This window comes from Microbacterium sp. Se63.02b (assembly GCF_014171575.1).
Taxonomy (GTDB): Bacteria; Actinomycetota; Actinomycetes; order Actinomycetales; family Microbacteriaceae; genus Microbacterium.
The window spans coordinates 1,375,996-1,401,653 of the sequence record NZ_CP050453.1 but is presented as its reverse complement, the minus strand read 5'-3'; the positions used below and the strand labels follow the sequence as shown (position 1 = coordinate 1,401,653).

Sequence of the window (25,658 nt, the reverse complement as noted above, 5' to 3'; positions counted from 1 at the left end):
CGGGAGCGGATGACAGTCTTCGAAGCGACGACGGGACACGGCGAGACGCCGCCGGCCGATTCGGTCGCCCCGCGCGACTCCACCGCCGACGCCCCGACCTCGGTCACCCGGCTCAACGCGACCATCCGCGACTTCATCGCGCGTTGGAACACCGTCTGGGTCGAGGGCGAGATCACGTCATGGAACGTGCGCGCCGGCAACGTGTTCGCGCGGCTGAAAGACACCCGCTCCGACGCGCAGATCTCGATCCGCGTGTGGTCGAGCGTGCGCGGGCGCATCCCGTCCGACATCGGCATCGGCGACCATGTCGTCGTCGCCGTCAAAGCCGACTACTTCGTCAAGGCCGGTGACTTCAGCTTCGCCGTCTCCGCCATGAAGCACGTGGGGCTCGGCGATCAGCTCGAGCGTCTCGAGAGACTCCGGGTGCAGCTGCGCCAGGAGGGACTCTTCAACCCGGCCCGCAAGTCACGTCTCCCGTTCCTCCCGCACGTCATCGGACTCATCACCGGCGAGCGGTCGGACGCCGAGAAAGACGTGCACCGCAACGCCGAGCTGCGGTGGCCGCAGGTCCGCTTCCGGACCGAGTACGCGGCCGTGCAGGGCGATCGGTGCGTACCCGACACTCTCGCGGCCCTCGCCAAGCTCGATGCGGACCCTGATGTCGACGTCATCATCATCGCCAGGGGCGGCGGCGACCCGCAGACACTCCTCGGGTTCAGCGACGAACGTCTCGTGCGGGCGGTGGCCGCGGGCCTCCACCCCCATCGTCAGCGCGATCGGACACGAGAACGATCACCCCTGCTCGACGACGTCGCCGACCTGCGAGCCTCGACACCGACCGATGCGGCGAAGCGCGTCGTGCCCGATGTGGGAGAACAGCGCGCACTCATCGCGCAACTGCGCTCCCGCGCGACGACGCGCCTCACCCAGCGCCTGACGCACGACATCGCGCAGCTCGAACAACTGCGCTCGCGTCCGGTCCTGCGCTCACCCGATCCCCTCATCGACGGTCGCGCTCAGGAGCTGTGGCTGCAGCTCTCGCGCGGACGGGATGCCGTGACCAGGCAGCTCGACGCGGCCGGTCGCCGCACGAGCGAATTGCGCGCGTCGTTGCGCGCCCTCTCGCCTGCCGCGACGCTCGCCCGCGGGTACGCGATCGCCCATCTCGAGGGGGCGTGATCCTCCGCGACGCCGCGGACGCCCCTGCCGGCAGTGCCCTCACCATCACCGTCGATCGCGGCTCGGTGGCGGTCCGTTCCGAAGGCGAGATCCCCGAGTCCACCTGAGCAGGACCGCCACGACGCACGACGTAAGATGGAGGAGTGAGCGCCCTGAACGACACCCCCGTGGACACGCTGTCGTTCGAGGCAGCCCGAGACGAACTCGTCAAGGTCGTCGCCGAGCTCGAACAGGGCTCCCCCACCCTCGAGCATTCGCTCGCGCTCTGGGAGCGGGGCGAAGCACTGGCCGCACGATGCGAGGAGTGGCTCCTCGGGGCGAAGCGCCGACTCGATGCCGCCAGAGCCGCGGCATCCGACACCGAGACGCCAGGCGGACAGTCATGAGCAAGCAGACCACCGGGGCGCCCATCGTCGCCGAACTCGGTCGCCCCGAGACGCCGGATGAGACCGCCGCGCGCAAGGCTGCGTCCAGCAAGGCGTACCGCTCGAGTCAGACCTTCCGGAACCTCATCGCCGCCCTGCTGGTCACCGTCGCCGTGGTCGCCGTCATCATCTTCGCCGTGCCGCGTGGGGAACCGGTCGAAGCCGAACCGATCGACGTGGCCGGCATCGCCGAAGGCGTCGAATCCACGATGGACGGCCCCGTCCTCGTCCCCGAGCTGGGTGACTTCTGGCGCGCGAACTCCGCGAAGCTGCTCAGCGGCGCCACGGTGGTCTGGGAGGTCACCCTCGCGCCCGCCGCTCAGGACGAACGCGGCTTCATCAAGGTCGCCCAGGCGTTCGACGCCGACGTGTCCTGGGCACCGCAGCGCCTGAACGGCATCGCCCCCACCGACACCGTGCGCATCGGCGGACTCGATTGGGACGTCTTCGAGCCGAGCAACGCCGACTCGAACGCGAACGTCTCCTACGCCATCGGCACTCAGGCGGGCGACGACTACGTCCTGCTCTACGGCTCCCGCTCCGCCGACTCCACGGCCGAGCTCGCCGAGTCCCTCATCCCGCAGATCCGTGCCATCTCGGAGGCCTCATGACCCATCCCCTGACCCCCTCCGCGGCCTGGCAGCAGATGCAGGACGGGAACCGCCGCTTCGTCGCGGACGAGCCGCAGCACCCGAACCAGAACGTCGCCAGACGCAAGGACCTCACCGCCGCCCAGCATCCGGTGGCCACGCTCTTCGGGTGCGCCGACTCGCGCCTCGCCGCCGAGATCATCTTCGACCTCGGACTCGGCGATCTGTTCGTCGTCCGCAACGCGGGTCAGGTCATGGGCGAGTCGATCGTCGCGAGCCTGGAGTACGCGGTCGCCGTCCTGGAGGTGCCGCTGATCGTCGTGCTCGCTCACGACTCCTGCGGTGCGGTCCGCGCCGCCATCGACGGCACGGCGATCGACGCTGCCCCTCTCCCGCCGCACATCTGGAAGCTGATCGCGCCGATCGTCCCTGCCGCGCGCAAGGTGCTGGCCGAGAACGGCGGCACGACCGTCGCCGACATCGACGCGGAGCTGGTCGGCATCGAGCATCTGCGCAACACCGTTCGCGACCTGCTGCAGTCGTCCGAGATCATCAGCAACGCCGTCGCCGAGGGTCGCCTCGGCATCGTCGGAGCGAACTACCGTCTGGCCGAGGGTGCTGCCGTGCCCGTGATCACGGTCGGAATCGACGCCGACGGCGTCAACAACGAGGGAACCGACGTAACCAAGGAGGGTTCGGAATGACCGACACCGACCAGCGCAGCGGCGACGACTCGCTGCGCTACCGCATCGAGCACGACACCATGGGCGAGGTGCGGGTCCCCGTGAACGCGCTCTACGGGGCGCAGACGCAGCGCGCCGTGGAGAACTTCCCGATCTCGGGCAAGGGCCTCGAGTCGACACAGATCGCTGCGCTCGCTCGCATCAAGAAGGCCGCCGCACTCGCGAACAAGGAGCTCGGCACACTCGACGCCGCCATCGCCGACGCCATCGCGCAGGCCGCCGACCAGGTGGCTTCCGGGGCGCACGACGGCGAGTTCCCGGTCGACACCTATCAGACCGGTTCCGGCACCTCCTCGAACATGAACATGAACGAGGTGCTGGCGACGCTCGCGACGCGCATCCTCGGCGCGACCGTGCATCCCAACGATCACGTGAATGCCTCGCAGTCGTCGAACGACGTGTTCCCCACCTCCGTGCACATCGCAGTCACCCAGGCGCTCATCGACACGCTCATCCCCGCTCTGGACCATCTCGCGGTCGCCCTCGAGGCGAAGGCGGAGCTCTGGAAGGACGCCGTCAAGTCCGGTCGCACCCACCTGATGGACGCGACCCCGGTCACGCTCGGCCAGGAGTTCGGCGGTTACGCCCGTCAGATCCGCCTGGGCATCGAGCGCGTGCAGTCGGCCCTCCCCCGCGTCGCCGAGGTTCCGCTGGGCGGCACCGCCACCGGCACCGGGATCAACACGCCGCTCGGCTTCCCGCAGAAGGTCATCGCGCTGCTCGCGGCCGAGACCGAGCTGCCCATCACCGAGGCGAAGGACCACTTCGAGGCGCAGGCCAACCGCGACGGTCTGGTCGAGGCGTCCGGCGCGCTGCGCACCATCGCGGTGTCGCTGACCAAGATCAACAACGACCTCCGTTGGATGGGCTCCGGCCCCAACACGGGCCTCGGCGAGCTGCACATCCCCGACCTGCAGCCCGGCTCCTCGATCATGCCGGGCAAGGTCAATCCGGTCGTCCCCGAGGCGGTGCTCATGGTGTGCGCCCGCGTGATCGGCAACGACGCGACGGTCGCCTGGGCAGGAGCATCCGGTTCCTTCGAGCTCAACGTCGCGATCCCGGTGATGGGCACCGCGGTGCTCGAATCGATCCGCCTGCTCTCCAACGCCTCGCGCGTGCTCGCCGACAAGACGATCGACGGTCTGCAGGCCAACGTCGAGCGGGCCGCGGCGTTCGCCGGCATGAGCCCGTCGATCGTGACGCCGCTGAACAAGCTCATCGGGTACGAGGCCGCGGCGAAGATCGCCAAGCACGCCGTCGCGAAGGGCATCACGGTGCGCGACGCCGTGATCGACCTCGGCTACGTCGAGCGCGGCGACCTCACCCTCGAACAGCTCGACGAGAAGCTCGACCTGCTGTCCATGACCCACCCGGGCTGACCCCGGAGCACGACCGGACGCCGCGCGGACTCGTTCCCCGCGGCGTCCGTCGTCTTCGTGATCGGGTCGCACACAGGAAACAGCGGATGCCGCGAGGTCAGACCCCCGGGGCATCCGCTGCCATCCGTCGTCAGCTGAGCTCTCCACCCTCCAGGAGCTCGGTGACGAGGGCCGCGATCGCCGAACGCTCGGAGCGCATCAAGGTCACGTGGCCGAACAGGTCGTGTCCCTTCAGCGTCTCGATCACGCTCGCGATGCCGTCGTGGCGTCCGACGCGGAGGTTGTCGCGCTGCCCGACGTCGTGCGTGAGGATCACCCGCGAGTTCTGTCCCATGCGGCTCAACACCGTGAGCAGCACGTTGCGCTCGAGCGACTGCGCCTCATCGACGATCACGAACGCGTCGTGCAGGGACCGGCCGCGGATGTGCGTGAGCGGAAGCACCTCGAGCAGTCCCCGCTCGATGACCTCTTCGATCACGTTGCCGGACACGACCGATCCCAGGGTGTCGTATACCGCCTGGCCCCACGGCCCCATCTTCTCGCCCTGGTCGCCGGGAAGATACCCGAGCTCCTGGCCTCCCACGGCGAACAGCGGGCGGAACACGATGATCTTCTTCTGCTGCTGACGCTCCAGCACGGCCTCGAGTCCGGCGCACAGGGCCAGCGCCGACTTGCCGGTTCCGGCGCGACCGCCGAGGGAGACGATGCCGACCTCCTGGTCGAGCAGCAGGTCGATCGCGATGCGCTGTTCCGCGGAGCGTCCGTGCATCCCGAAGATGTCGCGGTCGCCTCGAACCAGCCGATACTCGCCGTCGCCGGTGACCCGGCCGAGCGCGGATCCCCGCTCGGAGTGGATGATCAGGCCCGTGTTCACGGGCAGGCCCCGCGCCTGCTCGCTGATCCCCACCTCGCTCTCGTACAGGTCGCTGATGTCGTCGCCGGAGAGGTCGAGGGTGGATATCCCGGTCCACCCCGAGTCCACGGCCTGCTCTGCGAGGTACTCCTCGGCGCGAAGACCGAGAGATGCGGCCTTGACGCGCATGGGAAGGTCTTTCGACACGATCGTGACGTCCTGGCCGTCCTGCGCGAGGTGCATGGCGACCGAGAGGATGCGCGTGTCGTTGTCGCTGAGCCGGATGCCGGCGGGGAGCACCGAGGAGTCGGTGTTCGCGAGCTCGACACGGAGGGTGCCGCCCTCTCCCACCTCGACGGGGAAGTCCAGACGTCCGTGCTCGATGCGCAGGTCGTCGAGATGGCGGAGCGCCTGCCTCGCGAAGTAGCCGATCTCCGGATCGTGGCGTTTGCCCTCGAGCTCCGTGATCACGACGACGGGGATGACCACCGAGTGCTCGGCGAACCGGAAGAACGCCTGCGGATCGCTCAGCAGCACCGAGGTGTCGAGGACATACGTGCGCAGATCCTGGTCTGGATCGGCGGACGATGCGCGCCTCGACGTCTTACGGGTGGACTGCTGCGCGGTGCTGGCGGCCTGCTGCGCTGTACGTGTGGTCACGACCCACTCCCGACCCGGGGGAATCCCGGCTATTCGAACGAGTCGACCAGGGGGTCACGAGTCGGAGGCCTCAAGGTCGACTCGGTCGGGCGCCTTGCCCGATGCCTAGAACGTACGACCGCCCGGGGACTTAACCCGATCAAGACACGCCAGCGATTCGTTACGCGCTGATGAACGTCTCGTTGCCGAACGCGTGCAGGGTGTCGTCCAGGAGCTGCAAGGTCTCGGTGTCCGTCCCCGCGTGCGGAGCGATGCGCACAGACGCACCGCGCGCCGTGACCACCAACCCGGCGTTGGCGAGCGCTGCGGCCAGGCGTGCCGGTTCCTCCGGGGCGAGCGCGACGATGCCGGCTCGCTGCGAGCGTTCGCGCGGTGAACGGACGGCGATGCCGTGACGGTCGGCGATCTCGATCACGGCGTCGACCTTGTCGGCGAGGCGATCCTCGATCGCTGCGATTCCCGCATCGCGCACGTCGCGCGCCCCGATCGCGAGGCGTCCAGCCGCGAGGGTGTCGGGCTGGCTGACCGTGTACGCGCGCGCGGACGCCGCGGGTGCGGGAAGCTCGTCGACGAAGAGGCCGGAGGCGGTCGTCCCCGTGATCCCCGAGAGCAGAGGACTGATCCGCTCTCTGGCGCGTGGCGCGAACCAGGCGAAAGCGCTCCCCCGACCGGCGCGCAGCCACTTGTATCCGTGGCCGACCACCACGTCCGCCGGCGTGTAGTCGACGTCGATCACGCCGAAAGACTGCACGGCGTCGACGATCAACAGCCGGTCCGGACCGATGGCATCGCGCAGTGCGGCGAGATCGGCACGGTACCCGGTGCGGAAGTCGACATGGCTCACGGCGATCGCGACCACCTCATCGTCGAGCGCGTCGACGACGGCGTCGGCGGTCACATGCCCGTCGTCCGGGGTGATCCAGCGGGGTCTCACCGCATGGTCGGTCGCTGTCGCGGCCCGCTCGACGGTCAGACTCACGCTGGGGAATTCCGCCGTGCTGGCGATGACGGTTCCGGTGAGACCGTACAGAGCATGCATGAGACCCTGGGTGGAAGACGGCTGCACGGTGACGTCGTCAGCTTCCCCGCCGAGCAGCTCGGCGATGATCTGCTGTGCTTGCCCGACCCGCTCCGCGACAAGGGACAGCGACGAGGGTCGTCCGCTTCCGAGCAGGTCGGCGTCGGCGAACACCTCCGCGCGCACGGAGGGTGACAATGGGCCGAAGGCCGCCCAATTCAGGTAGCCGGGCTCGTTGTCGAACGTGTCGACATAGTCCTGAAACGTGCTCATTTCGTCATTGTGGCACGCTGACGTGGCCCCCGTGCGCCGCTCAGCGTCCGAAGCGACGGTCGCGATCCGTGTAGTCGCGTATCGCGCGGAGGAAGTCGACCTGCCGCAGATCGGGCCCCAGAGCCTCGACGAAGTAGAACTCGCTGTGCGCGCTCTGCCACAGCAGGAAGTCGCTGAGACGCTGCTCTCCGCTCGTCCGGATCACGAGGTCGGGATCCGGCTGCCCTCCCGTGTACAGGTGCTCGCCGATCATCTCGGGCGTGAGGTGGGCTGCGAGGTCCTCCATGGTCCCGCCGGATGCTTCGTGCTTGGTGATGATGCTCCGCACGGCGTCGACGATCTCGTTGCGTCCGCCATAGCCGACCGCGAGGTTCACATGCAGCCCGCTGTGGTCTTTCGTGCGTTCCTCGGCGTCTGCGAGGACCCGTGCGAGTTCAGGCGGCAGGATGTCGGAGCGCCCCACATGTTTCACCCGCCAGTTTCCCTCCTGCGACAGCGCTTCGGCGAGTTCCGCGATGATCTCGATCAGATCGGCGAGTTCCGCCGAATCGCGCTTTCGCAGGTTGTCGCTGGACAGCAGATACAGCGAGACGACGCGTACGCCCAGTTCGTCGCACCATCCGAGGAATTCGCGCATCTTCGCCGCGCCGGCGCGATGCCCGTCTGCCGGGGTGGCGAACCCGAGCTGACGAGCCCATCGTCGGTTTCCGTCGATCATCATCGCGACGTGGTGCGGCACCGAGGCCGGATCGAGGTGGCGACGCAGGCGACTGGTGTAGAGCCGATACAGCGGCCCTCGCACCGGGTTCTCGCGTGATATCACCTCCCTACGCTACCGTGCCGAGACTTTTGTCACGGTGTGCGGATGCTGGGTATATGTGCTCGGCGAGGAATGCGCATCCGCTTAGAGTGAGCACGTGAGCACACCCGAGTCCCCCGGTCCCGAAATCCCCGAGCTGCCGCTGCTCGACGCCGCGGCCGTGGACGCCGCGGTCGAGATCAAACCCACCTGGCGCGGCTGGATCCACGCCGCCACCTTCCCCGTCGCCGTCGTCGCGGGCATCATCCTGATCGTCGTCGCCGAGGGTGCGGCGGCGAAATGGGCCGCAGCGGTGTTCATGCTCACCTCCATGCTGCTGTTCGGCAATTCGGCGCTCTACCACCGCATCGACTGGTCACCCAAGATGAAGGTGCTGCTGAAGCGGATCGATCACGCCAACATCCTGCTGCTGATCGCCGGCACCTATACACCCCTCGCGGTCCTGGCACTGCCGCCCGCGAAGGGCGTGCTGCTGCTGAGCCTGGTGTGGGGCGGCACACTGGTCGGAATCCTGTTCCGCGTGTTCTGGATCAACGCGCCACGTTGGCTCTACGTCGCGCTGTATCTGCTGCTCGGGTGGGCTGCGGTGATGTACATCGTGGATCTGCTCGACGCCAATGTCGCGATGATGGTGCTGGTGATCGTCGGCGGACTCCTCTACACCGGCGGCGCGATCGTCTACGCGCTCAAGAAGCCGAATCCCTGGCCGGGGCATTTCGGTTTCCACGAGATCTTCCACGTGTGCACGGTTCTCGCCTTCCTGTGCCACTGGACGGCGTGCCTGCTGATCGCCCTTGCTCCGCTCTCACCATCGCTCGGCGCCCCGTAGAGGGCGCTCCTCGACCGACGATGTCCCGGTGCGCGAGGAACTCAGCGAGCGGGCGGTTCTTCGTCTCCGTCGTCCGGCGTCGCCCCTCGAGGATCGTCCGTCGCGCCTGTCCCGGCCTCGGACTCGCCTGCGGCGCGGGCCGCTTCCTCCGCGTCGAGCTCCTCGCGGACCTCGTCGCGATAACGGACCCGGCGGATGCGTCGGTTCATGTCCCAGATCAGCAGGATCACCGCGATCACGACCAGGACGATCGCGGCGAAGCCGACGAACCCCGGAGTGACGGAAACCGGATCCACCGTCATGCTGGGCGTCGGCATCGGAGTCTCGGTCAGAGAGAGCATGAATCGGCCTTTCGTACTCAGGTCGCATAACCTGGTAACCACCAGCCTAACGACCGGAAGACCCCCCCCTGTGACGACCGCGCAAGAGCTCGATGAACGCTATGGCCGAACCCGACGGCGGCGGACGCCCTGGATCATCGGCGGCGCCGTGGCCCTGCTCCTGGTCGGCGCGTTCGGCTGGATGACCGTCGCCCAGTCGATGAGCTCCGTCGATGCCGACGACCTGGGCTTCACGCTCGTCGACGAGCACTCCGTCGATGTGAGCTTCCAGGTCACCGGCGTGCAGGGCAAGGCCGTCGTCTGCGCCCTCGAGGCGCTCGATGAGGAGTTCGGCGTCGTCGGCTGGAAGATCGTCGAGATCGAGGCCGGAGACAGCCACTCGCAGGCACGTTCCGTGACCATCCCGACCGTGTCGGAGGCGACGACAGGTTTGGTGAACGCCTGCTGGGTCGCCTAGACTCGTGCCAGACAGACGACGCCCCGGCACCGTGCCGGGGCGTCTTGGCATATCCCCCGCAGCACGTCGGAGGGATCCGGAAAGAAGGAGCTTCGTCATGTCCACCGATGCTCAGGTTCCCTTCCTCACGCAGGAAGCGTATGACCGGCTCGTCGCCGAGCTGGAGCACCTGTCGACCGTCGGCCGCGACGAGATCGCCAAGCGCATCGAGGCGGCCCGCGAAGAAGGCGACCTCAAGGAGAACGGCGGGTACCACGCCGCGAAGGACGAGCAGGGCAAGCAGGAAGCCCGCATCCGCACGCTCGAGGGTCTGCTGAAGACCGCCAAGGTCGGTGAAGCTCCCGCGAGCCGTGGGATCGTCGAGCCCGGCACGGTCGTCACCGCCGTCGTCGCGGGCGGAGAAGAGGTCTTCCTCCTCGGCAGCCGCGAGATCGCCGTCGGCAGCGACCTCGACGTCTACAGCGAGGCCAGCCCGCTCGGCCAGGCGATCCTCGGCCTGAAGGTCGGCGAGAAGTCGTCGTACGAGGCGCCGAACGGACGCGACATCAGCGTCGAGATCGTGAAGGTCGAGACCTACACGGGCTGAGACGCATGCGAAAGCGCCCCCTCATCCGCGCGGACGAGGGGGCGCTTTCACGTGCGGCGCTGAGATTCAGTCCGGGACGAGGATGGGCTCGAAACCGGCCCGACGCAGCGTGTCGAGCGTGTGCTCGGAGTGCTCGGGACCACGTGTCTCGACGCTGAGTTCGAGGATGACGTCACTGATCTGGAGCCCGTGGCCGTGCCGCGTGTGCATGGCCTCGATCACGTTCGCGCCGGCCTCGGCGATGAGTTCGGAGACGCGGGCGAGCTGCCCGGGGCGGTCGGGCAGCGGGATCCGGATGGTGAGATATCTGCCCGAGGCCGCGAGGCCGTGCGAGACCACGCGCTGCAGCAGCAGCGGATCGATGTTCCCGCCCGACAGGACGGCCATCGTGGTCCCCGGCCCCGACACCTTGCCGGCGAGGATCGCCGCGACCCCTGCCGCGCCCGCCGGCTCCACCACGACCTTCGCCTGCTCCAGCAGGATGAGGATCGCGCGCGCCAGATCGTCGTCGGAGACCGTGACGACCTCGTCGACGAGATCCTTGATGATGTCGAACGGGATGTCGCCGGGGCGCGCGACCAGGATGCCGTCGGCGATCGTCGGACGCGTGACGATGTCGACAGGCTCACCGGCCGCCAGCGACGGAGGCACCGCCGCGGCGTTCTCGGCCTGGACTCCGATGATCCGGACCGTGCGCCCGAGTTCGGCGGCTCGCGCCTTGACCGCTGCGGCGACACCGGCGATGAGCCCGCCACCGCCGATACCCAACACCACCGTGTCGACGTCGGGGGCGTCCTCCAGCAGTTCGAGTCCGAGGGTTCCCTGACCGATCACGACATCGCGGTGGTCGAACGGGTGGATCAGCACCGCGCCCGTGCGGTCGGCGAACTCGGCGGCGAGACGGAGCGAGGTCGCGACCGTCTCCCCTCCAGCACCACCTCGGCCCCGTACCCGCGGGTGGCGAGGGAGCTTGGGGACCGGGACGCCGAGCGGCATGAAGATCGTGGCGGGGATGCCGAGCGCCTGTGCCGCGAGGGCGACTCCCTGAGCGTGGTTTCCTGCCGACGCCGCGACCACACCCCGCGACCGCTCCTCGGCGCTCAGACGCGAGAGCCGGTAGGCCGCGCCGCGGATCTTGAAGGAGCCTGTGCGCTGAAGGTTCTCCATCTTCAACACGACGGGTCCGCCGTGGATGTCGGAGAGGGCTCGCGACGGCAGCGTCGGCGTGTGCGAGATCACCTCAGCCAGACTCTGAGCAGCGTGCTCGAACTCGGTCAGGCTGGGGACTGCGCTCATCGATTCCTCCGTCTCCGCTCGCGCGGAACTGTGCTCCAGATAAGGTCGCCGCTCGGACCGGCGCCCGTGCGCCACGACCCCGAGCTGATGGTCACGGCCGCGACGTTGACGAAGGCCGCCAACGGAACGGCGAAGAGGGCGCCGGGGATGCCGGCGATCATCGCTCCACCGGCGACCACGAGGACGACGGCGAGAGGATGGACCTTGACGGCGGAGCCCATCATGATCGGCTGCAGGATGTGCCCCTCGATCTGCTGGACCGCCAGCACGACGACGAGCATCCACAGGGCGATCCAGGGACCGTTGTAGACGAGCGCGAGGAACACCGCCACGGCTCCGGTGACCACGGCACCCACGATCGGGATGAAGGAGCCGAGGAAGACCAAGACGGCGACCGGGAGCGCGAGGGGCACCTGCAGGAGGAAGGCCCCGAGCCCGATGCCGATCGCGTCGATGGTCGCGACGAAGAGCTGTGTCCGCGCGTAGTTCACGATCGTGGTCCACCCGTTGCGGGCGGCGCCGTCGACAGCCGGCCGCGCCTTGCGCGGGAAGATCTTGACGGTCCAGCGCCAGATGCCGGCGCCGTCGGCCAGGAGGCAGATGAGGATGAACAGCGACAGCAGCGCGCCGGTGGCGACGTGGCCGACGGTCGTCCCGATGGCCAGAGCGCCGGTCCAGAGCGCCTGCGTCTGCTCGGTGAGGAAGTCGAGCCCCTGTTGCACGTAATCGGCGATCTGCGTGTCGGAGAGGCTCAGCGGCCCCTCGTGCAACCACACCTGGAACTGGTCGAAGGCCTCGGTCGAGCGCGCCTGGACATCGGGCAGCTGCGCGCGCACCTGCCAGACCACGAGCCACATCAGCCCGGTGACGATCGCCGCCGTGCCGATCAGGAGATCGCGATCGCCAGCCAACGCGGGAACCCGCGCCGCAGCATCCAGGAGAACGCGGGCCACAGGAGGGCGGTGATCAGGATGCCGACCATCAGCGGGATGACCAGGAGCTTCAGCAGCATGACCAGCCAGATGAAGACGCCGATCGCCGCCGCTATCAGGAGCAGGCGCCAGGCATAGCCCGCCGTTATCCGCAGCGGCAGAGGCACTGCCTCGTCGGCCTCGGTCGTCACGGTGCGGTCGGTGGAGACCGGGCGCGGACGGAAGAGATCTCGCAGCCGGGGTCGCTGGTCCTCGCTCATCGCCCAAGTCTACGGTCAAGCCGTATGCCGTTCGACGCATCCTTCATCGAACATGACGATGTCGGCGGCCGGAGATACCCTGGCGACGTGACCGACACCCTCAGCTCGACTCAGGCGCGCCGCATCGCGCTGGCCGCTCAGGGTTTCACGCGCGCCCGCCCCTCGACTGTCACCGCACGTCACGTCCACCGGGTGATGGACCGCCTCGGGGTGCTCCAGATCGATTCCGTCAACGTGTTCGCCCGTTCGCACTACCTGCCGCTCTTCTCGCGGTTGGGCGCGTACGAGCCGGCGCTCCTCGACCGGGTCTTCCTCTCCCGCACCACGCACTACGTCGAGTACCTCGCTCACGAAGCGACGTTCATCCCGGTCGCCGACTGGCCGCTGTGGCGGTTCCGCATGGACGACTTCCGGCGGAAGTGGACCGACGCGGACTCGTGGATGAGCACCAACGCTCGGACGGTGCAGTGGGTGCAGGACGAACTGCGCGCCCGGGGTCCGCTGCGGCCGGCTGACCTCCGCGTCGATGTCCCCGAGAGCGCGGAACCTGGTGGGACTGGGACGAGGTCAAGCTCGCACTCGAGCACCTCTGGCGGACCGGCGATGTCGCCGTCAGCGGACGCAAGGGTTTCGAACGGACGTATGCGCTCGCCGAGCAGGTCATCCCCGAGGGCATCCGCTCGAAGGAGATCTCCCGCGCGGATGCGATCCGGGAGTTGACCCGCCGCGCGGCCCGCTCGAGCGGCGTCGCAACGCAAGCCGACCTGGCCGACTACTACCGGATCCGCGACAGAGCGGCGGTCGCCCGGTCGATCGCCGATCTCGTCGATGCAGGCGAGCTCCACCCCGTGCACGTGCGTGGCTGGGAGCGTGGCGGCCGTCCGCTCGCCGCCTGGCGGCACCACGAAGCGGTCCTTCCCCGGAGGGTCGGGACGGCCGCCGTCCTGACCCCGTTCGATCCGGTGGTCTGGTTCCGCGACCGCGCACTCCGGGTGTTCGACCTCGACTATCGCATCGAGATCTACGTGCCCGCCGAGAAGCGCAAGTACGGCTATTACTCGCTCCCGGTGCTGGTGGGAGACAGGATCGCGGCACGCGTCGATCTCAAGGCCGACCGCGCGACCGCGACGTTGCAGGTGCAGTCCGCATGGTGGGAGCCGCAGGCGCGTCCCGGCGACGCCGAGGCCATCGCGAGCGAGCTCGCCCTCGCTGCGGCATGGCAGGGCCTCGAACATGTGTCGGTCTCCGGCTGGGGCGATGCGACGGCGGCGCTGCATGCGGCTCTGACGGCACACGCCACCACCTCCGTGCACCGACACCTGCACGCGCGGGAGACCGCCCCATGAGTCGACGTCGGTGGGCGCTGATCGGGGCTGCGGCGGGTGTCGCGGCGATCGCGGCCGGTGCGGGGATCTGGTTCGCGGCCACGCGCTCACCGACGCCGCAGGAAGCCGCCCTGGGCTATCTGCACGCTCTCGAATCAGGGGATCCCTCCGCCGTGGAGGACACGGGCGTCGACGCATCCCCGACGGCGCTCGATGCGTTCGCTCACGCGAGCGCTCACATCGAGGATGCCGCGGTGACGTCGGTCAGCGAGGCCGACGGCGCGCCCGGACAGCGCGTGACCGCCGAGATCACGTTCCGACTGGGTGGAGACGAGCACGCCGCCGCGCTGACCCTCGTGCCCGCGAGCGGACGTTGGATTGTGGACGCCTCCGGAATGGGCGCCGTGACGGCCACGGCGAGGATCGGCTCGTTCGTGACCATCGGCGACCAGACGGTTCCGGTGGGCGAAGAAACGCTTCTCCTGCCCGCGGCCTATGAGGTCGCGGCTGCACCATCACGACTGCTCGATGGACGGGGGACGGTGGTCGCGCTGCCCGGCGGATCCGCGGAGGTCGACGTCGAGAGCACGCTGCGTCTCGAGGCCACGACGGCGGCGCAGAAGACGCTCGACGCACAGCTCGCCGCCTGCACGGAGCCGGCCGAGACGATGCCGGAGGGCTGCGGCATACGGATCCCCTGGGGGACGGAGTTCCGGTCGGTCTCCGAGATCCGTTATCGCGTGGAGCAGCTACCCGTGCTCACACTGTCAGACGACGGCTTCGATGCGGTCGGGGGTGTGCTGGTCGCCACGGTGAGCGGGACCGGTCAGGACGACGCGGAACGAAGCACGACGTATCGGACGACGTCGTGGAGCGTGCGCGGAGACGTGTCCTTCACGGATGACGACCTGGTCCTCACCTCGTGGTGAGAGCGCGTCGCGTCAGAACTGCACCCGCGGAGGCTCGGAGATCGCGCTGCTGTCGGCGACCTCGAAGAACTCGCGCTCAGTGAAGCCGAGGCCCTTGGCGAAGAGGTTGTTCGGAAAGACCTTGATCTTTGTGTTGAGCTCGCGCACACCACCGTTGTAGAACCGGCGCGCGGCCTGGATCTTGTCTTCCGTGTCGACCAGAGCCTGCTGCACCTGGAGGAAGTTCGTGCTCGCCTGAAGCTGCGGGTACGCCTCGGCGACCGCGAAAAGACTGCGCAGGGCCTGCTGGAGGTGCCCTTCCGCGATGCCCGCCTCCCCCGGACCGCCTGCCGACAGCGTCTCGGCCCGTGCACGGGTCACGTTCTCGAACACGGCCTTCTCATGGGAGGCGTAGCCCTTGACCGTCTCGATGAGGTTCGGGATGAGGTCGGCCCGTCGCTTGAGCTGCACGGTGATGCCGCTCCACGCCTCGTCGACGCGCACCTTCAGCTGCACCAGCGAGTTGTACGTGGCCCACAGATAGATGCCGGCGAGCAGGATCACTCCGACAACGATCAGTACCGGCACGAGCCATTCCATCAGAGGCCCACCCTTCCTCGTGTTTCTCTCATCCTAGACGCGCACCCTGCACGTGGACTGGGCGCGCGCGACGGGTATCGTGCCCTCTCGGATCACGAGCCGAGGACCCGCTCGAGATAGCGGTTCGCGAATCGCCGGTCGGGATCGAGGCGGTCGCGCAATGCGACGAAGTCCCCGAACCGCGGATAGCGATCGCGCAGCGTCTCCTCCGTCAGCGTGTGGAGTTTGCCCCAGTGCGGGCGTCCGCCGAACTCGAGCATGATCTCCTCCACGGCGCCGAAGTACTCGGTCGGGTCCGCGCGCCAATAGCGGTGCACGGCGATGTACGCGCTCGCGCGCCCGTAGGCGGTCGACAACCAACGGTCGTCTTCGGCCGCGAAACGCACCTCGATCGGGAACTCGATCCGCCATCCGCGGCGGGCGATGAGGGCGCGGACCGCCTGGAAGGCGGGCACGACGTTCTCGACCGGGAGCGCATACTCCATCTCACGGAAGCGCACCGTCCTGCTCTGGATGAGCACGCGGTGCGAACGCTCGGTGTACTCGCGATCCCCGGTGAGCTTCACCGCGAGACGGCTGAAGGGCGGTGTGATCGCCGGAGCGACCTGCCCGGCAGCGCACACCGCGCGGTACACGCCGTTGGACAGCAACGTCTCATCGATCCAGCGCCCGATGACCGGAAGCGGCCGACGCACGGTCGACTCCGGCAGACGCGTCTGACGCTTCGTCAGAGCGACGTCGGTGTGCGGGAACCAGTAGAACTCGAAATGGTCGGCTCCGGCGACGCGCTCGTCGAGCGTCTCGAGCACGTCGTCCAACGGCGCCGGTTCGTCGATCGCGTGCATCACGAAGGCGGGTACGCACTGCAGAGTCACCTCGACGATGATGCCGAGTGCGCCGAGTCCGAGAGCCACTGCCGGAAGCAGCCCGCTCTCGTGTTCGTCGTCGATGCGGAGGAACTCCCCGGCGGCCGTGACCATCGTCACCCCGACCACCTGGGTCGCCAGGCCGCCGAACGCCGCCCCGGTGCCGTGGGTACCGGTCGAGATCGCGCCGGAGATGGACTGCCGGTCGATGTCGCCGAGGTTCTCCATCGCGAGTCCGTAGGGCGCCAGCAGCCCCGGGATGCGATGCAGCCGCGTACCGGCGAGCAGTGTCACACGCCCTGTGGCGGCATCCGCCGAGACGAGGCCCTGCAGGTCGTCGAGCTCGAGCAGGACCCCGGGCGCGACCGCGATTCCCGTGAAGCTGTGCCCCGCGCCGACGGCCTTCACGGTGAGGCCGTGCTTGACCGCTGCGATCACGGCCCGCTGCACCCCCTCGGGACTCCGCGGACGCTCCACACGCACCGGACGAACCGAGGCGGATCGGCCCCAGTTCTGCCAGGAGCCGCCGATTCTCGTCACAGGAACGCCTTTCCCTCGCCGCGATACGTCGGGAGTTCGTCGATGACCTGCTCCCCCGATACCAGGTGATACCGGTCGATCCGCTCCGCGGGCTCGCCGCTCTTGGCGTGTCGGAACCAGACACGATCCCCACGCCGAGCGACGTGGCCGCGGGACCCTGCAGCGGGGTCTGCACCTCGCCCGCCGCTTCGCGCGGGAGCGTCCGCAGCCCCGCGGGCCAGACCGGCAGGGGCTGACGGGAAGCGACCGGGGGCCGGACGCGATCCACCCTCCACCGAGCACCGTGGCGATGTCGACCGCCGGGCGTCGCACGACATCGAAGGCGAAAGCGGAGGCCGGAGCCGGGCGGAACGAACGGTATCCGTCGAAGAGGTGCCCGCCCAGAAGACCGCTGCCGGCGCTCGCCTCGGTGAGCGACTCGTCGCTGCCCGTGAACTCGAGCGACCCCGTGCCGCCGCCGTTGAGGAACTCCATCGGCGCGATCGCGGTGACCGCCCCGACGATGTGCGCCCGCCGATCGCGCAACTCGTTCCGCGATCGCGCCTGCACCATGCGGATCAGCGGGGCGTCCGCGCCGGCATCGTCGCCCTGCCCCGCGATCTGCGCGTCGTACATCTGCAGACCGACGAGGCGGAATCCCGGTCGCGCGACGACCTTCCTGGCGAAGGCCGCGACCTCCCCGGGCTGAAGAGCGCTGATCGACGCACGCCGATGTGCCCGAGGAGGGACGAGCGCCACGAGGCGTCCACGTCGATCGCGACACGGATCTCGGGGCGTGCCGACGGACCGGCGACGCTGTCGATCAGGTCGAGGTGCACGAGGTCGTCGACCATCAGGGTGATGCGCTGCGCCGCCTGTTCGTCGGCGAACAACCGCTCGAGGCTCGCCCGGTCCACGGTCGGGTACCCGATCACGATGTCGTCGTGCGTCTCTGCGAGCCAGAGTGCCTCTTCGAGCGTGAACGCGAGGATCCCGCGGAATCCCGGGAGCTTCAGCACCGCATCGAGCACGGCACGGACACGCACCGACTTCGATGCCACGCGGATGGGGAGACCGCCTGCACGGACCAGGAGGTCCATGGCGTTGTAACGGAGGGCGTCGCGGTCGATCACCGCGACGGGCGCAGGCAGGTGCCCGGTGGCGGCCGAGAGGCGCGGCCAGTAGCGAGCCGGGTCCTCCCACTCGGGAGCAACAGAGGACGCACCGTGGACGGGGCTCAGTTCATCGATGAGGTCGAGCACTCCCCCACCCTAAGGCCTCCTCGTATTCCGGATCACGTCCCGCGGCACCGGGTCGCACCTGCAGCGCGGCGATAGGCTGGCGGCGCGGCCCCCGTAGCCCAATGGCAGAGGCAGGCGACTTAAAATCGCTTCAGTCTGGGTTCGAGTCCCAGCGGGGGCACCCGGTGGAGGCGGCGAGACACGGCGCCAAGTCGCCCCGGTCCCTCAGTCCTCCTGCTCGGTGAGAGCCTTCTTCGCGCCCGCCGCCTCCCGCACGCGTCGCACGACCAGGACCACGAGTGCGACGGCGATCGCCGTGTACACGACGTAGTCGAGATAGCCGAGGTAGTGCTCCAGCTGTTCGTGCTGTGTGCCCAGAGCCGCCCCGACGCCGATGAGCAGCGTGTTCCACGCACCGCTGCCGATGACCGTATACACGCTGAAGGTGATCAGGTTCATGCGGGATGCGCCGGCCGGGATCGAGATGAGGCTGCGCACCCCTGGCACCATGCGCCCGACGAGCACCGTCCAGCCGCCGCTGCGGACGAACCAGTCGGACCCCCGCTCCAAGTCGGACCGACTCACCAGTCGTGTCGCGGCCAGCAGCCGCACCGCCCTCTTCATACCGATCGCCGCTCCGAGGCCGTAGAGCAGCAGGGCCCCGAGCCAGGAGGCAAGGGTGCTCCAGAAGATCAGCCAGCCGAGGTGCAGATCTCCGCTCTGGCTCAGGTACCCCGCGAACGGCAGGACGACCTCGCTCGGGATGGGTGGGATCAGAACCTCGAGGAACACGAGGACGCCGACCCCGACATCGCCGAGGGCGGTCAGGACGTCGGCGGCGAAGCCGGTGAGGCCCGTGAACCCGTGGTCGGCGGTGCTGGCGAGGCTCATCGATCAGCGCCCGAAGATGTCGCCGAGCCCGGGTATCCCGAGGTCGCCGAGCCGCTCACCCCACCCGCTCGCCGCATCGCCGATTCCCGACACCGCTTCCCGGCTGATCCCATCAGATCCCCGGCCCCGCCCGCGAGCGACTCGACATCGATGCCGGCGGCCAACGACTCGACGTCGACGCCCTCCGCCAGCGCGCCGAAGTCGACGCCGATGTTCGCCGCCTGCTCCAGCAGAGGTCCTGCGACGCTGCTGAGGACTGCTCCCCGGCCACGACTCCGAGCATTCCGACGGCCGCGCCACCGGCGGCGACCGCAGCACCCCCGGCACCTGCGCCCCGTGCCCGCGACAGCAGACCACGCATCCGGCCGGGCTTCATGGCCTCTGCGCGCCCGGCGGCACGGGCCAGGTCATCCGGCGACGAGGACCGCGGACGCTCGCCCGGCTCGAACTCCTGCCGCATGCGGGCTTCGACGAGCGCGCGCTGTTCCGGAGTCAGGCGCGCGAACGCCTCGCGGTGGATCTGCTCGACGCGCTGCGGATCCGCCGTCCGAAGCAGGTAGTCGTAGCGGGCGATCGCCGCCCGGTCGACGTCGGTCGCGGTCTGCGCGTTCCGTGACGTCCCTGGTGCCGGAGGCGCATACCCGTCGGCGACAGGCGCTGCCGTGTACGTGGAGCGCGACCGCTCCCCCGGTGCGGCGGGTGGCGCATACGGGTCGCTTGACGCCGGAGGTCGCCGATCGGACGGCTCGCCCTGCCCACGGACGGCATCGACGGCGCCGCGGAGCATCCCGCTCCAGTCCGTCGACCGGGCTCCGTCCGACGAGTGCGAGCCGCGCCCGGAGCTCTTCTCGAGTGCGTCGGAGGCGATGCCCATCAGGCGGGAGAGCTTTCCCATGGTGTCCCTTTCGTGGGGCGAGCCACCGGGATCCATGGCGCCAGGACGACGGCAGGGGTTTCTCGGCGACCCGCAGTGCGGGTGCCAGGTCTCTTCCACCCTCGCGGGCCAGCGGGCCGGAGCACGTTCTCATGCTCGTAATGACGACGACGCTGCAGACGGGAATACTCCCCTTGCACCGGTGACGTTACCGATCCCACCTGTGCGTCGCCTCGGAGACGCGCCGCCGGAACGACGATCGGCCCCGGGCGCAGTGCGCTCCGGGGCCGATCTCGAGGTGCGTCGTGGACGACTACTTGGCAGCAGCCTCCGCGGGCTCAGCGGCCTTCGAGGCGGAAGCCTTCTTCGCCGCAGGCTTCTTCGCGACGGGCTTCTTCGCGACGTCCTCGGCCGCAGCCGCAGGCGCAGCCTTCGCCGCAGGCTTCTTCGCGACAGGCTCTGCCTTCGTGGCCGGAGCAGCATCCGCAGCGGGCGTCGCCGGCGCGGCCGGACGGGGACGAGCGGCGAACTCCTCGAAGACGTAGCGCGGGTTCTGCACCGTCTCGAGGTTCACCAGGTCGCGACCGAGCCACAGGTTGTTCCACCAGCCCCAGATGACGCGGAACTTGCGCTCCCACGTCGGCATCGCGAGACCGTGGTAGCCGCGGTGCGCGACCCAGGCGACGAAGCCCTTGAGGGCGATCTTGCCGGACTGGAAGACGCCGTTGTACAGGCCGAGACCCGCGACGGCGCCGAGGTTCTTGTGGAAGTACTCCTTGGGGTTCTCGCCACGGAGGACGGCCACGAGGTTCTTCGCGAGGAGTTTCGCCTGACGAACGGCGTGCTGGGCGTTCGGCACGCAGAAGCCGCCGACGCCACCACCCGAGAGGTCGGGGACAGCCGAGACGTCACCGGCCGCCCAGGCGCCTTCGACGAACTCCTCGGGGTGCCGACGCGGAGGTCTGCACGGGTCTGGATGCGGCCGCGCTCCTCGACGGGGAGGTCACCGCCGCGCACGACGGTCGGGTTGGCCATGACCCCGGCCGTCCAGACGATGACGTCGGTCGGGATGACCTCGCCGGTGGAGAGCTCGACGTTGCCGTCGATGGCACCCGTGACCTGGGTGTCGAGGTGCACGTTGGCGCCGCGCTTCGCCAGGTCCTTGAGGACCCACTCGCTGGTCTTCAGCGACACCTCGGGCATGATGCGGCCCATCGCCTCGATGAGGTGGAAGTGCGTGTCCTCGAAGCTCAGCTGCGGGTACTTGCCGACGAGGGAGGAGGCGAGCGAGCGCAACTCGGCGAACACCTCGATACCCGCGAATCCGCCGCCGACGACGACGACGGAGAGCAGACGGTCGCGCTCGGGGCCGGCAGGCAGCGACGCCGCCTTGTCGAAGTTCGACATGACCTTGTCGCGGATCGCGACGGCCTCCTCGATCGTCTTCAGCCCGATCGCGTTGTCGGCGATGCCCGGGATGGGGAAGGTGCGGGAGACGGCGCCGGCGGTGACGACGATCTGGTCGTACGCGAACTCATACGAGTCACCCACCGGGGGTGTGATCGTGGCGACCTTCTGCGCATGGTTGATGTTCGTCACCTTGGCGGTGATGACGTTGGTGCGCTTGAGGTGACGGCGGTGCGCGACCACCGAGTGCCTGGCCTCGATGGAACCGGCGGCGACCTCGGGGAGGAACGGCTGGTACGTCATGTAGGGCAGCGGGTCGACCATGGTGACGTCGGCCTCGCCCTTGCGCAGGTGCTTCTCGAGCTTCCACGCGGTGTAGAAACCTGCGTACCCTCCGCCGACGATCAGGATCTTGGGCACAGTGCTGTTCTGAGGCACAGAAGAACTACTCCTCGGAGTCGGGAATTTGGCGTACGGGAACGCGCGCCGATCGGATGCGCCGGGCAGCTGCGGTGACGCCAAGCGCTATCAGGATACCAGGCAGAGTGAGCGCGATGAGCGGCAGGGTACCGTAGCGCAGTGAATCCGCGCTGGGAAGCAACGGGGAACCGGGCTCGCTCGGCGCGTCGGCCGCCGGAAGAGGCGGCACGGCGACCGGCGTCGTCGTGGGCACCGGCTCCGGCTCGGGCTCCGCATCCGCTCGACGGAAGAATCGGATCCACTCGGCCAGGTCCCCCATCGGGTTGACGCTCACGGGTGCGACGTCGGCGGAGATCGCGGCTGCCGCGTCGACGAGTCCGTACCCGTAGAGCGGGTCCTGGGGCTTGATCGCGTCCGGCACCGGGATCGCCGTCTTGATGATGCGGTTGATGACGTCGATCGCCTTGATGTCGGGGTGGGCGGAGCGGATCAGAGCCGCGACGCCCGCGACGATCGGAGCAGCTCCGCTGGTGCCGCGCCATCTCGCGACCTCGCCGTCGGCGGAGACGCCGAGCAGTCCCTCGCTGGGTGCCGAGATCCCGATCGTGATGCCCTGGGTGGACGCCTCGACGCTCGCGGTGCCCGTCTGGTCGACGCCGCCCACCGTGAGCACCCCGGGGATCGTCGCGGGCGCGCCGATGATGTTCGTGCCGCTCCCGCGGTTCCCCGCCGCGACCACCACCACGACGTCGTGCTCGAACGCATAGAGGAACGCGTCGTCCCAGCTCTCGTCCCAGTCGAGCGTGTTCGTCGTGAACGAGAGATTGATGATGTCGGCGCCGTTGTCGACGGCCCAGCGCATGCCCTTGGCGACCTGCTCCGTGAAGGGTACGGCTGCGGCGGCGCCGAATCCGACCGAGATCGACAGCAGATCGGCCTCCGGAGCCACCCCGATCATGCCGGTGCCGTCCGCTGCGCCACGGCCTGCGGCGAGCGAGGCCACCCACGATCCGTGGTTCCCGTCGATCGCGCCGAGCGGCGTGCGGCCGTCCGGTGTGCCGGCTCCGGACACATCGGTGCCGCCGACCACCGCATCGCCGAACACCCCGGGCACCTTGCCGATACCCGTGTCGATCACCGCGATCGTGACGCCTTCTCCGCGCGTGGTCTGCCACGCCTCCCGGATCCTCGCGCCGTCGAGCCAGTACTCCGCCGCGCGCGTCGGATCCGCCGGATCATCCGGGATCGGCGGCGGCGTCGCCGACGCGCCGAGGAGCGCGACGGACGCTGCCACCACCACCATGGCGGCAGCGCTGCGCAGCGTCCGACGCGCGGTCATGCCGAGGGCGCCGACTCATCACGCGTCGCCGCACCGGGGTCTTCGCACCGGCAGACCATCGGCGACCAGGACGACCGCGCCAGGGCAGCGTCGCCGATCGGGTTCACGCCGGGCCCCGCGGCGAGCGCATGTCCTGCCAGCGCATGCAGGCACTTCACGCGCGTGGGCATGCCTCCTGCCGAGATGCCGTCGATCTCGGAGACGTCACCGAACTGCGCCCGGTCGGCGAGATACGCCTCATGGGCGGCGAGGTAGGCCGCAGCCACGTCCTCGTCGTCGGTGAGGAGCGCCGCGAGCTCCGGCATCACCTGCGTGGCTTCCAGAGTCGACATCGCAGCCGTGGCCGCAGGATGCGTCAGGTAATAGAACGTCGGGAACGGCGTGCCGTCCGGAAGGCGCGGAGTCGTCGCGACCACTGTCGGGTTGCCGCAGGTGCACCGGGCCGCGATGCCGACGACGCCGCGAGCGGGACGACCGAGCTGGGCCGATACGACAGCGAGCTCGGCGGGCGTGGGGGCGGGGAACGGCGGCGTGGTCACCCCTCCAGCGTAGGGGAGCCGCCCGGGAGGATGCTCCGAGCCGGTCGTCAGGGAGCGACGGCAGCCGTGCCGCTCAGCCCCGTCGAGACGAGGGTCTTCAGCAGCTGCGGCATCCAGTCGGAGGGCTTCTCCTCGAGTGTGTCGCTGACGGGCTCCTGCTCGCGCGGCAGAGCCGAGGGATCGAGGTCGTTGTCGATCAGGTAGACGACCTCGCCGGGTTTGACGTAGTAGAGACGCTCGCGGGCCTGGGTCGTGATGTACGCCGGGTCGTTCCAGCGCTCTCGTTCGGAGACGAGCGCCGCGATCTCCGCTTCGCTCACCTGCACCGAGGCCTCGAGCGCCGCGATCTTCTGTCGCTGATCGATGAAGGTGCCGAGCGTCGGGACCAGCACCCAGGCGCCGAGGACCACCAGGGAGAGCATGATCACGGAGAACGCGGACAGGCGGATGCCCGCTGTCCATTCCCGTACATCGACCCTGGCACTCGCGCCGCCACGCGCGCGGGACGGCTTCGCGGCAGATCTGGTCGTCGAAGACGCCTTCGGGGTCGTCGACCCCACGGGCCGCTGCCCCTTCGGCGCCGGAGACGGCGAAGGAGGAGCCGGTCGTCGTGCCACGGCTCCTCCTTCGTCAGACCGCTGCGCGGCGGGGTTTCCCGCATCCGCGCCGGCGGTTCATCGTGTGTCTCAGCGGCGCTCAGGCCCGGTAGCGCGGGAACGCCGAACGACCCGCGAAGACCGCGGCATCACCCAGCTCCTCCTCGATGCGCAGAAGCTGATTGTACTTCGCGACGCGCTCGCTGCGCGCAGGCGCACCCGCCTTGATCTGACCCGCGTTCGTGGCGACCACCAGGTCGGCGATCGTGGTGTCCTCGGTCTCGCCCGAGCGGTGCGAGAGCATCGCCGTGTAGCCGGAGCGCTGCGCGAGGCTGACCGCGTCGAACGTCTCGGTGAGCGTGCCGATCTGGTTGACCTTCACGAGCAGCGAGTTGGCGACGCCGCGCTCGATCCCGTCGGCGAGGCGCTGCGGGTTGGTGACGAACAGGTCGTCGCCGACCAGCTGGACCTTGGAGCCCAGAGCGTCGGTGAGGTGCTTCCAGTTGTCCCAGTCGTCCTCGGCGAGCGCGTCTTCGATCGTGACGATCGGGAAGTCGTTGACCAGGCCGACGTAGTACTCGGTGAGCGCGGCGGCGTCCCAGTCCTTGTTGTCGAGGCGGTACACGCCGTCCGTGAAGAACTCGGTCGCCGCGACGTCGAGGCCGAGGGCGATGTCGGTGCCCGGCGTGAAGCCGGCCTTCTCGATCGCCTTCACCAGGAAGTCCAGACCCTCGCGGTTGCTGGGCAGGTCGGGGGCGAAGCCGCCCTCGTCGCCGAGACCGGTCGCGTAGCCGGCGGCCTTCAGCTCGGCACGCAGCACGTGGTAGGTCTCGACGCCCCAGCGCAGGGCCTCGGAGTACGTCTCGGCGCCGATCGGAGCCAGGAAGAACTCCTGCATGTCGATGCCGTTGTCGGCGTGCTCGCCGCCGTTGATGACGTTGAACAGCGGAACGGGCAGCACGTGCGCGTTCGGGCCGCCCAGGTAGCGGAACAGCGGCAGGTCGGCCGAGTCGGCGGCGGCCTTGGCGACCGCGAGGCTGACGCCGAGGATGGCGTTGGCGCCGACGCGCTTCTTGTTGTCGGTGCCGTCGACCTCGATCAGGATCTCGTCGACGATGCGCTGCTCGCTCGCCTCGACGCCCTCGATCGCCGGGCCCAGCTCGTCGATGATGGCCTCGACGGCCTTGAGCACACCCTTTCCTCCGTAGCGGCTCTTGTCGCCGTCGCGGAGCTCGTACGCCTCGAACGCGCCGGTGGATGCCCCGGACGGGACGGCGGCCCGCTGCACGATGCCGTCGTCGAGGAGGACCTCCACCTCGACGGTCGGGTTACCGCGCGAGTCGAGAATCTCGCGTGCGCCTACAGCCTCGATCAGTGCCACTGATGTGCTCCTTGCTCAGGGGGAAAACGTGGTGTGGAGCGTCGTCGATCCGCGCCCAGTCTAGCCCGCCGTCCGACGGCTTCAGAGAGGCGCCGGACGGGACGACGTCGG

22 protein-coding genes, 1 tRNA gene and 5 pseudogenes are annotated in these 25,658 nt (G+C 69.1%); 12 read left to right on the top strand and 16 right to left on the bottom strand.

The features are described 5' to 3' along the window. Positions 1–9 precede the first annotated feature (9 nt). The 5 genes from xseA (at position 10) to G4G29_RS06915 (ending at position 4,316) form a co-directional block, all read left to right on the top strand. Positions 10–1,179, top strand: coding sequence for an exodeoxyribonuclease VII large subunit (xseA, locus tag G4G29_RS06935; protein ID WP_244632484.1), 1,170 nt, complete (start codon positions 10–12; stop codon positions 1,177–1,179). A gap of 143 nt (positions 1,180–1,322) precedes the next feature. Then, the gene (locus G4G29_RS06930) at positions 1,323–1,565 is read left to right on the top strand and encodes an exodeoxyribonuclease VII small subunit (protein ID WP_183152274.1); all 243 of its coding nucleotides are present in this window, start codon (positions 1,323–1,325) and stop codon (positions 1,563–1,565) included. Continuing rightward, a complete protein-coding gene (locus tag G4G29_RS06925; RefSeq protein ID WP_183152273.1) occupies positions 1,562–2,215 on the top strand; it encodes a DUF4245 family protein in 654 nt (217 codons plus the stop codon). Before G4G29_RS06930 ends, G4G29_RS06925 begins: the two co-directional genes overlap by 4 nt. Continuing rightward, a complete protein-coding gene (locus G4G29_RS06920) occupies positions 2,212–2,898 on the top strand; it encodes a carbonic anhydrase (RefSeq protein ID WP_183152272.1) in 687 nt (228 codons plus the stop codon). The genes G4G29_RS06925 and G4G29_RS06920 overlap by 4 nt, the downstream gene beginning before the upstream one ends. Next, complete coding sequence (locus G4G29_RS06915) at positions 2,895–4,316, top strand: class II fumarate hydratase (protein ID WP_183152271.1); 1,422 nt, start codon at positions 2,895–2,897, stop codon at positions 4,314–4,316. Before G4G29_RS06920 ends, G4G29_RS06915 begins: the two co-directional genes overlap by 4 nt. Before the next feature lie 130 nt (positions 4,317–4,446). Here G4G29_RS06915 and G4G29_RS06910 read toward each other — a convergent pair whose 3' ends face one another. From G4G29_RS06910 to G4G29_RS06900, 3 genes are all read right to left on the bottom strand, one after another. Next, entirely contained in the window at positions 4,447–5,733 is a 1,287-nt protein-coding gene (locus tag G4G29_RS06910) for a PhoH family protein (protein ID WP_244632659.1), read from the bottom strand. Positions 5,734–5,989: 256 nt separating this feature from the next. Continuing rightward, the gene (locus G4G29_RS06905) at positions 5,990–7,120 is read right to left on the bottom strand and encodes an aminotransferase class V-fold PLP-dependent enzyme (RefSeq protein WP_183152269.1); all 1,131 of its coding nucleotides are present in this window, start codon (positions 7,118–7,120) and stop codon (positions 5,990–5,992) included. Between the two features lie 40 nt (positions 7,121–7,160). Beyond that, positions 7,161–7,940 (bottom strand): isoprenyl transferase, encoded by a 780-nt coding sequence (locus G4G29_RS06900; RefSeq protein WP_183152774.1) that lies wholly within the window; start codon positions 7,938–7,940, stop codon positions 7,161–7,163. Between the two features lie 127 nt (positions 7,941–8,067). Between G4G29_RS06900 and G4G29_RS06895 the strand changes: the two genes are divergently transcribed. Further along, on the top strand, positions 8,068–8,769 hold the full coding sequence (locus G4G29_RS06895; RefSeq protein WP_183152773.1) for a hemolysin III family protein: 702 nt from the start codon (positions 8,068–8,070) through the stop codon (positions 8,767–8,769). Positions 8,770–8,810: 41 nt separating this feature from the next. On the opposite strand, the gene G4G29_RS06890 is transcribed toward G4G29_RS06895, so the two are convergent. After that, positions 8,811–9,110, bottom strand: coding sequence for a hypothetical protein (locus G4G29_RS06890; RefSeq protein WP_183152268.1), 300 nt, complete (start codon positions 9,108–9,110; stop codon positions 8,811–8,813). Between the two features lie 70 nt (positions 9,111–9,180). On the opposite strand from G4G29_RS06890, the gene G4G29_RS06885 reads away from it, so the two are divergent. Together G4G29_RS06885 and greA are read left to right on the top strand one after the other, a co-directional pair. After that, complete coding sequence (locus G4G29_RS06885; RefSeq protein WP_183152267.1) at positions 9,181–9,567, top strand: DUF4307 domain-containing protein; 387 nt, start codon at positions 9,181–9,183, stop codon at positions 9,565–9,567. A gap of 97 nt (positions 9,568–9,664) precedes the next feature. After that, the gene (gene greA / locus G4G29_RS06880) at positions 9,665–10,153 is read left to right on the top strand and encodes a transcription elongation factor GreA (RefSeq protein WP_183152266.1); all 489 of its coding nucleotides are present in this window, start codon (positions 9,665–9,667) and stop codon (positions 10,151–10,153) included. 66 nt (positions 10,154–10,219) lie between these two features. Here the strand turns inward: greA and ilvA are convergent, their stop codons facing one another. After that, entirely contained in the window at positions 10,220–11,449 is a 1,230-nt protein-coding gene (ilvA, locus tag G4G29_RS06875) for a threonine ammonia-lyase (RefSeq protein ID WP_244632483.1), read from the bottom strand. Continuing rightward, positions 11,446–12,641, bottom strand: a pseudogene (locus tag G4G29_RS06870) (AI-2E family transporter). Before G4G29_RS06870 ends, ilvA begins: the two are co-directional and overlap by 4 nt. Positions 12,642–12,665: 24 nt before the next feature. On the opposite strand from G4G29_RS06870, the pseudogene G4G29_RS23910 reads away from it, so the two are divergent. The 3 genes and pseudogenes from G4G29_RS23910 to G4G29_RS06860 all read left to right on the top strand — a co-directional run. Further along, a pseudogene (locus G4G29_RS23910) lies at positions 12,666–13,133 on the top strand (crosslink repair DNA glycosylase YcaQ family protein); the annotation flags it as partial. A gap of 101 nt (positions 13,134–13,234) precedes the next feature. After that, positions 13,235–13,987: pseudogene (locus G4G29_RS21605) on the top strand (crosslink repair DNA glycosylase YcaQ family protein); the annotation flags it as partial. Next, the gene (locus G4G29_RS06860; protein WP_183152265.1) at positions 13,984–14,895 is read left to right on the top strand and encodes a hypothetical protein; all 912 of its coding nucleotides are present in this window, start codon (positions 13,984–13,986) and stop codon (positions 14,893–14,895) included. The pseudogene G4G29_RS21605 and the gene G4G29_RS06860, both read left to right, overlap by 4 nt. Positions 14,896–14,907: 12 nt before the next feature. On the opposite strand, the gene G4G29_RS06855 is transcribed toward G4G29_RS06860, so the two are convergent. The 3 genes and pseudogenes from G4G29_RS06855 to G4G29_RS06845 form a co-directional block, all read right to left on the bottom strand. Next, a complete protein-coding gene (locus tag G4G29_RS06855) occupies positions 14,908–15,474 on the bottom strand; it encodes a LemA family protein (protein ID WP_029262976.1) in 567 nt (188 codons plus the stop codon). Positions 15,475–15,566: 92 nt separating this feature from the next. Then, complete coding sequence (locus tag G4G29_RS06850; RefSeq protein WP_183152264.1) at positions 15,567–16,880, bottom strand: D-arabinono-1,4-lactone oxidase; 1,314 nt, start codon at positions 16,878–16,880, stop codon at positions 15,567–15,569. Then, positions 16,877–18,121: pseudogene (locus G4G29_RS06845) on the bottom strand (alanine racemase). Before G4G29_RS06845 ends, G4G29_RS06850 begins: the two are co-directional and overlap by 4 nt. 87 nt (positions 18,122–18,208) lie before the next feature. Here G4G29_RS06845 and G4G29_RS06840 point away from each other — a divergent pair. After that, positions 18,209–18,281, top strand: a tRNA-Leu gene (locus tag G4G29_RS06840). 44 nt (positions 18,282–18,325) lie between these two features. Here the strand turns inward: G4G29_RS06840 and G4G29_RS06835 are convergent. From G4G29_RS06835 to eno, 7 genes and pseudogenes are all read right to left on the bottom strand, one after another. Next, complete coding sequence (locus tag G4G29_RS06835; protein ID WP_183152263.1) at positions 18,326–18,991, bottom strand: DedA family protein; 666 nt, start codon at positions 18,989–18,991, stop codon at positions 18,326–18,328. A 112-nt stretch (positions 18,992–19,103) separates the two neighbouring features. Further along, a complete protein-coding gene (locus tag G4G29_RS06830; protein ID WP_244632482.1) occupies positions 19,104–19,886 on the bottom strand; it encodes a cation-transporting ATPase in 783 nt (260 codons plus the stop codon). A 292-nt stretch (positions 19,887–20,178) separates the two neighbouring features. After that, a pseudogene (locus G4G29_RS06825) lies at positions 20,179–21,692 on the bottom strand (FAD-dependent oxidoreductase). Between the two features lie 25 nt (positions 21,693–21,717). Beyond that, positions 21,718–23,031, bottom strand: coding sequence for a S8 family serine peptidase (locus G4G29_RS06820; protein ID WP_183152262.1), 1,314 nt, complete (start codon positions 23,029–23,031; stop codon positions 21,718–21,720). Beyond that, positions 23,028–23,570 (bottom strand): DUF501 domain-containing protein, encoded by a 543-nt coding sequence (locus G4G29_RS06815; protein ID WP_183152261.1) that lies wholly within the window; start codon positions 23,568–23,570, stop codon positions 23,028–23,030. Before G4G29_RS06815 ends, G4G29_RS06820 begins: the two co-directional genes overlap by 4 nt. A gap of 47 nt (positions 23,571–23,617) precedes the next feature. After that, positions 23,618–24,187, bottom strand: a complete 570-nt coding sequence (locus tag G4G29_RS06810) for a septum formation initiator family protein (RefSeq protein WP_244632481.1) — start codon at positions 24,185–24,187, stop codon at positions 23,618–23,620. A 79-nt stretch (positions 24,188–24,266) separates the two neighbouring features. Further along, on the bottom strand, positions 24,267–25,547 hold the full coding sequence (gene eno / locus G4G29_RS06805; protein ID WP_183152260.1) for a phosphopyruvate hydratase: 1,281 nt from the start codon (positions 25,545–25,547) through the stop codon (positions 24,267–24,269). Positions 25,548–25,658 lie beyond the last annotated feature (111 nt).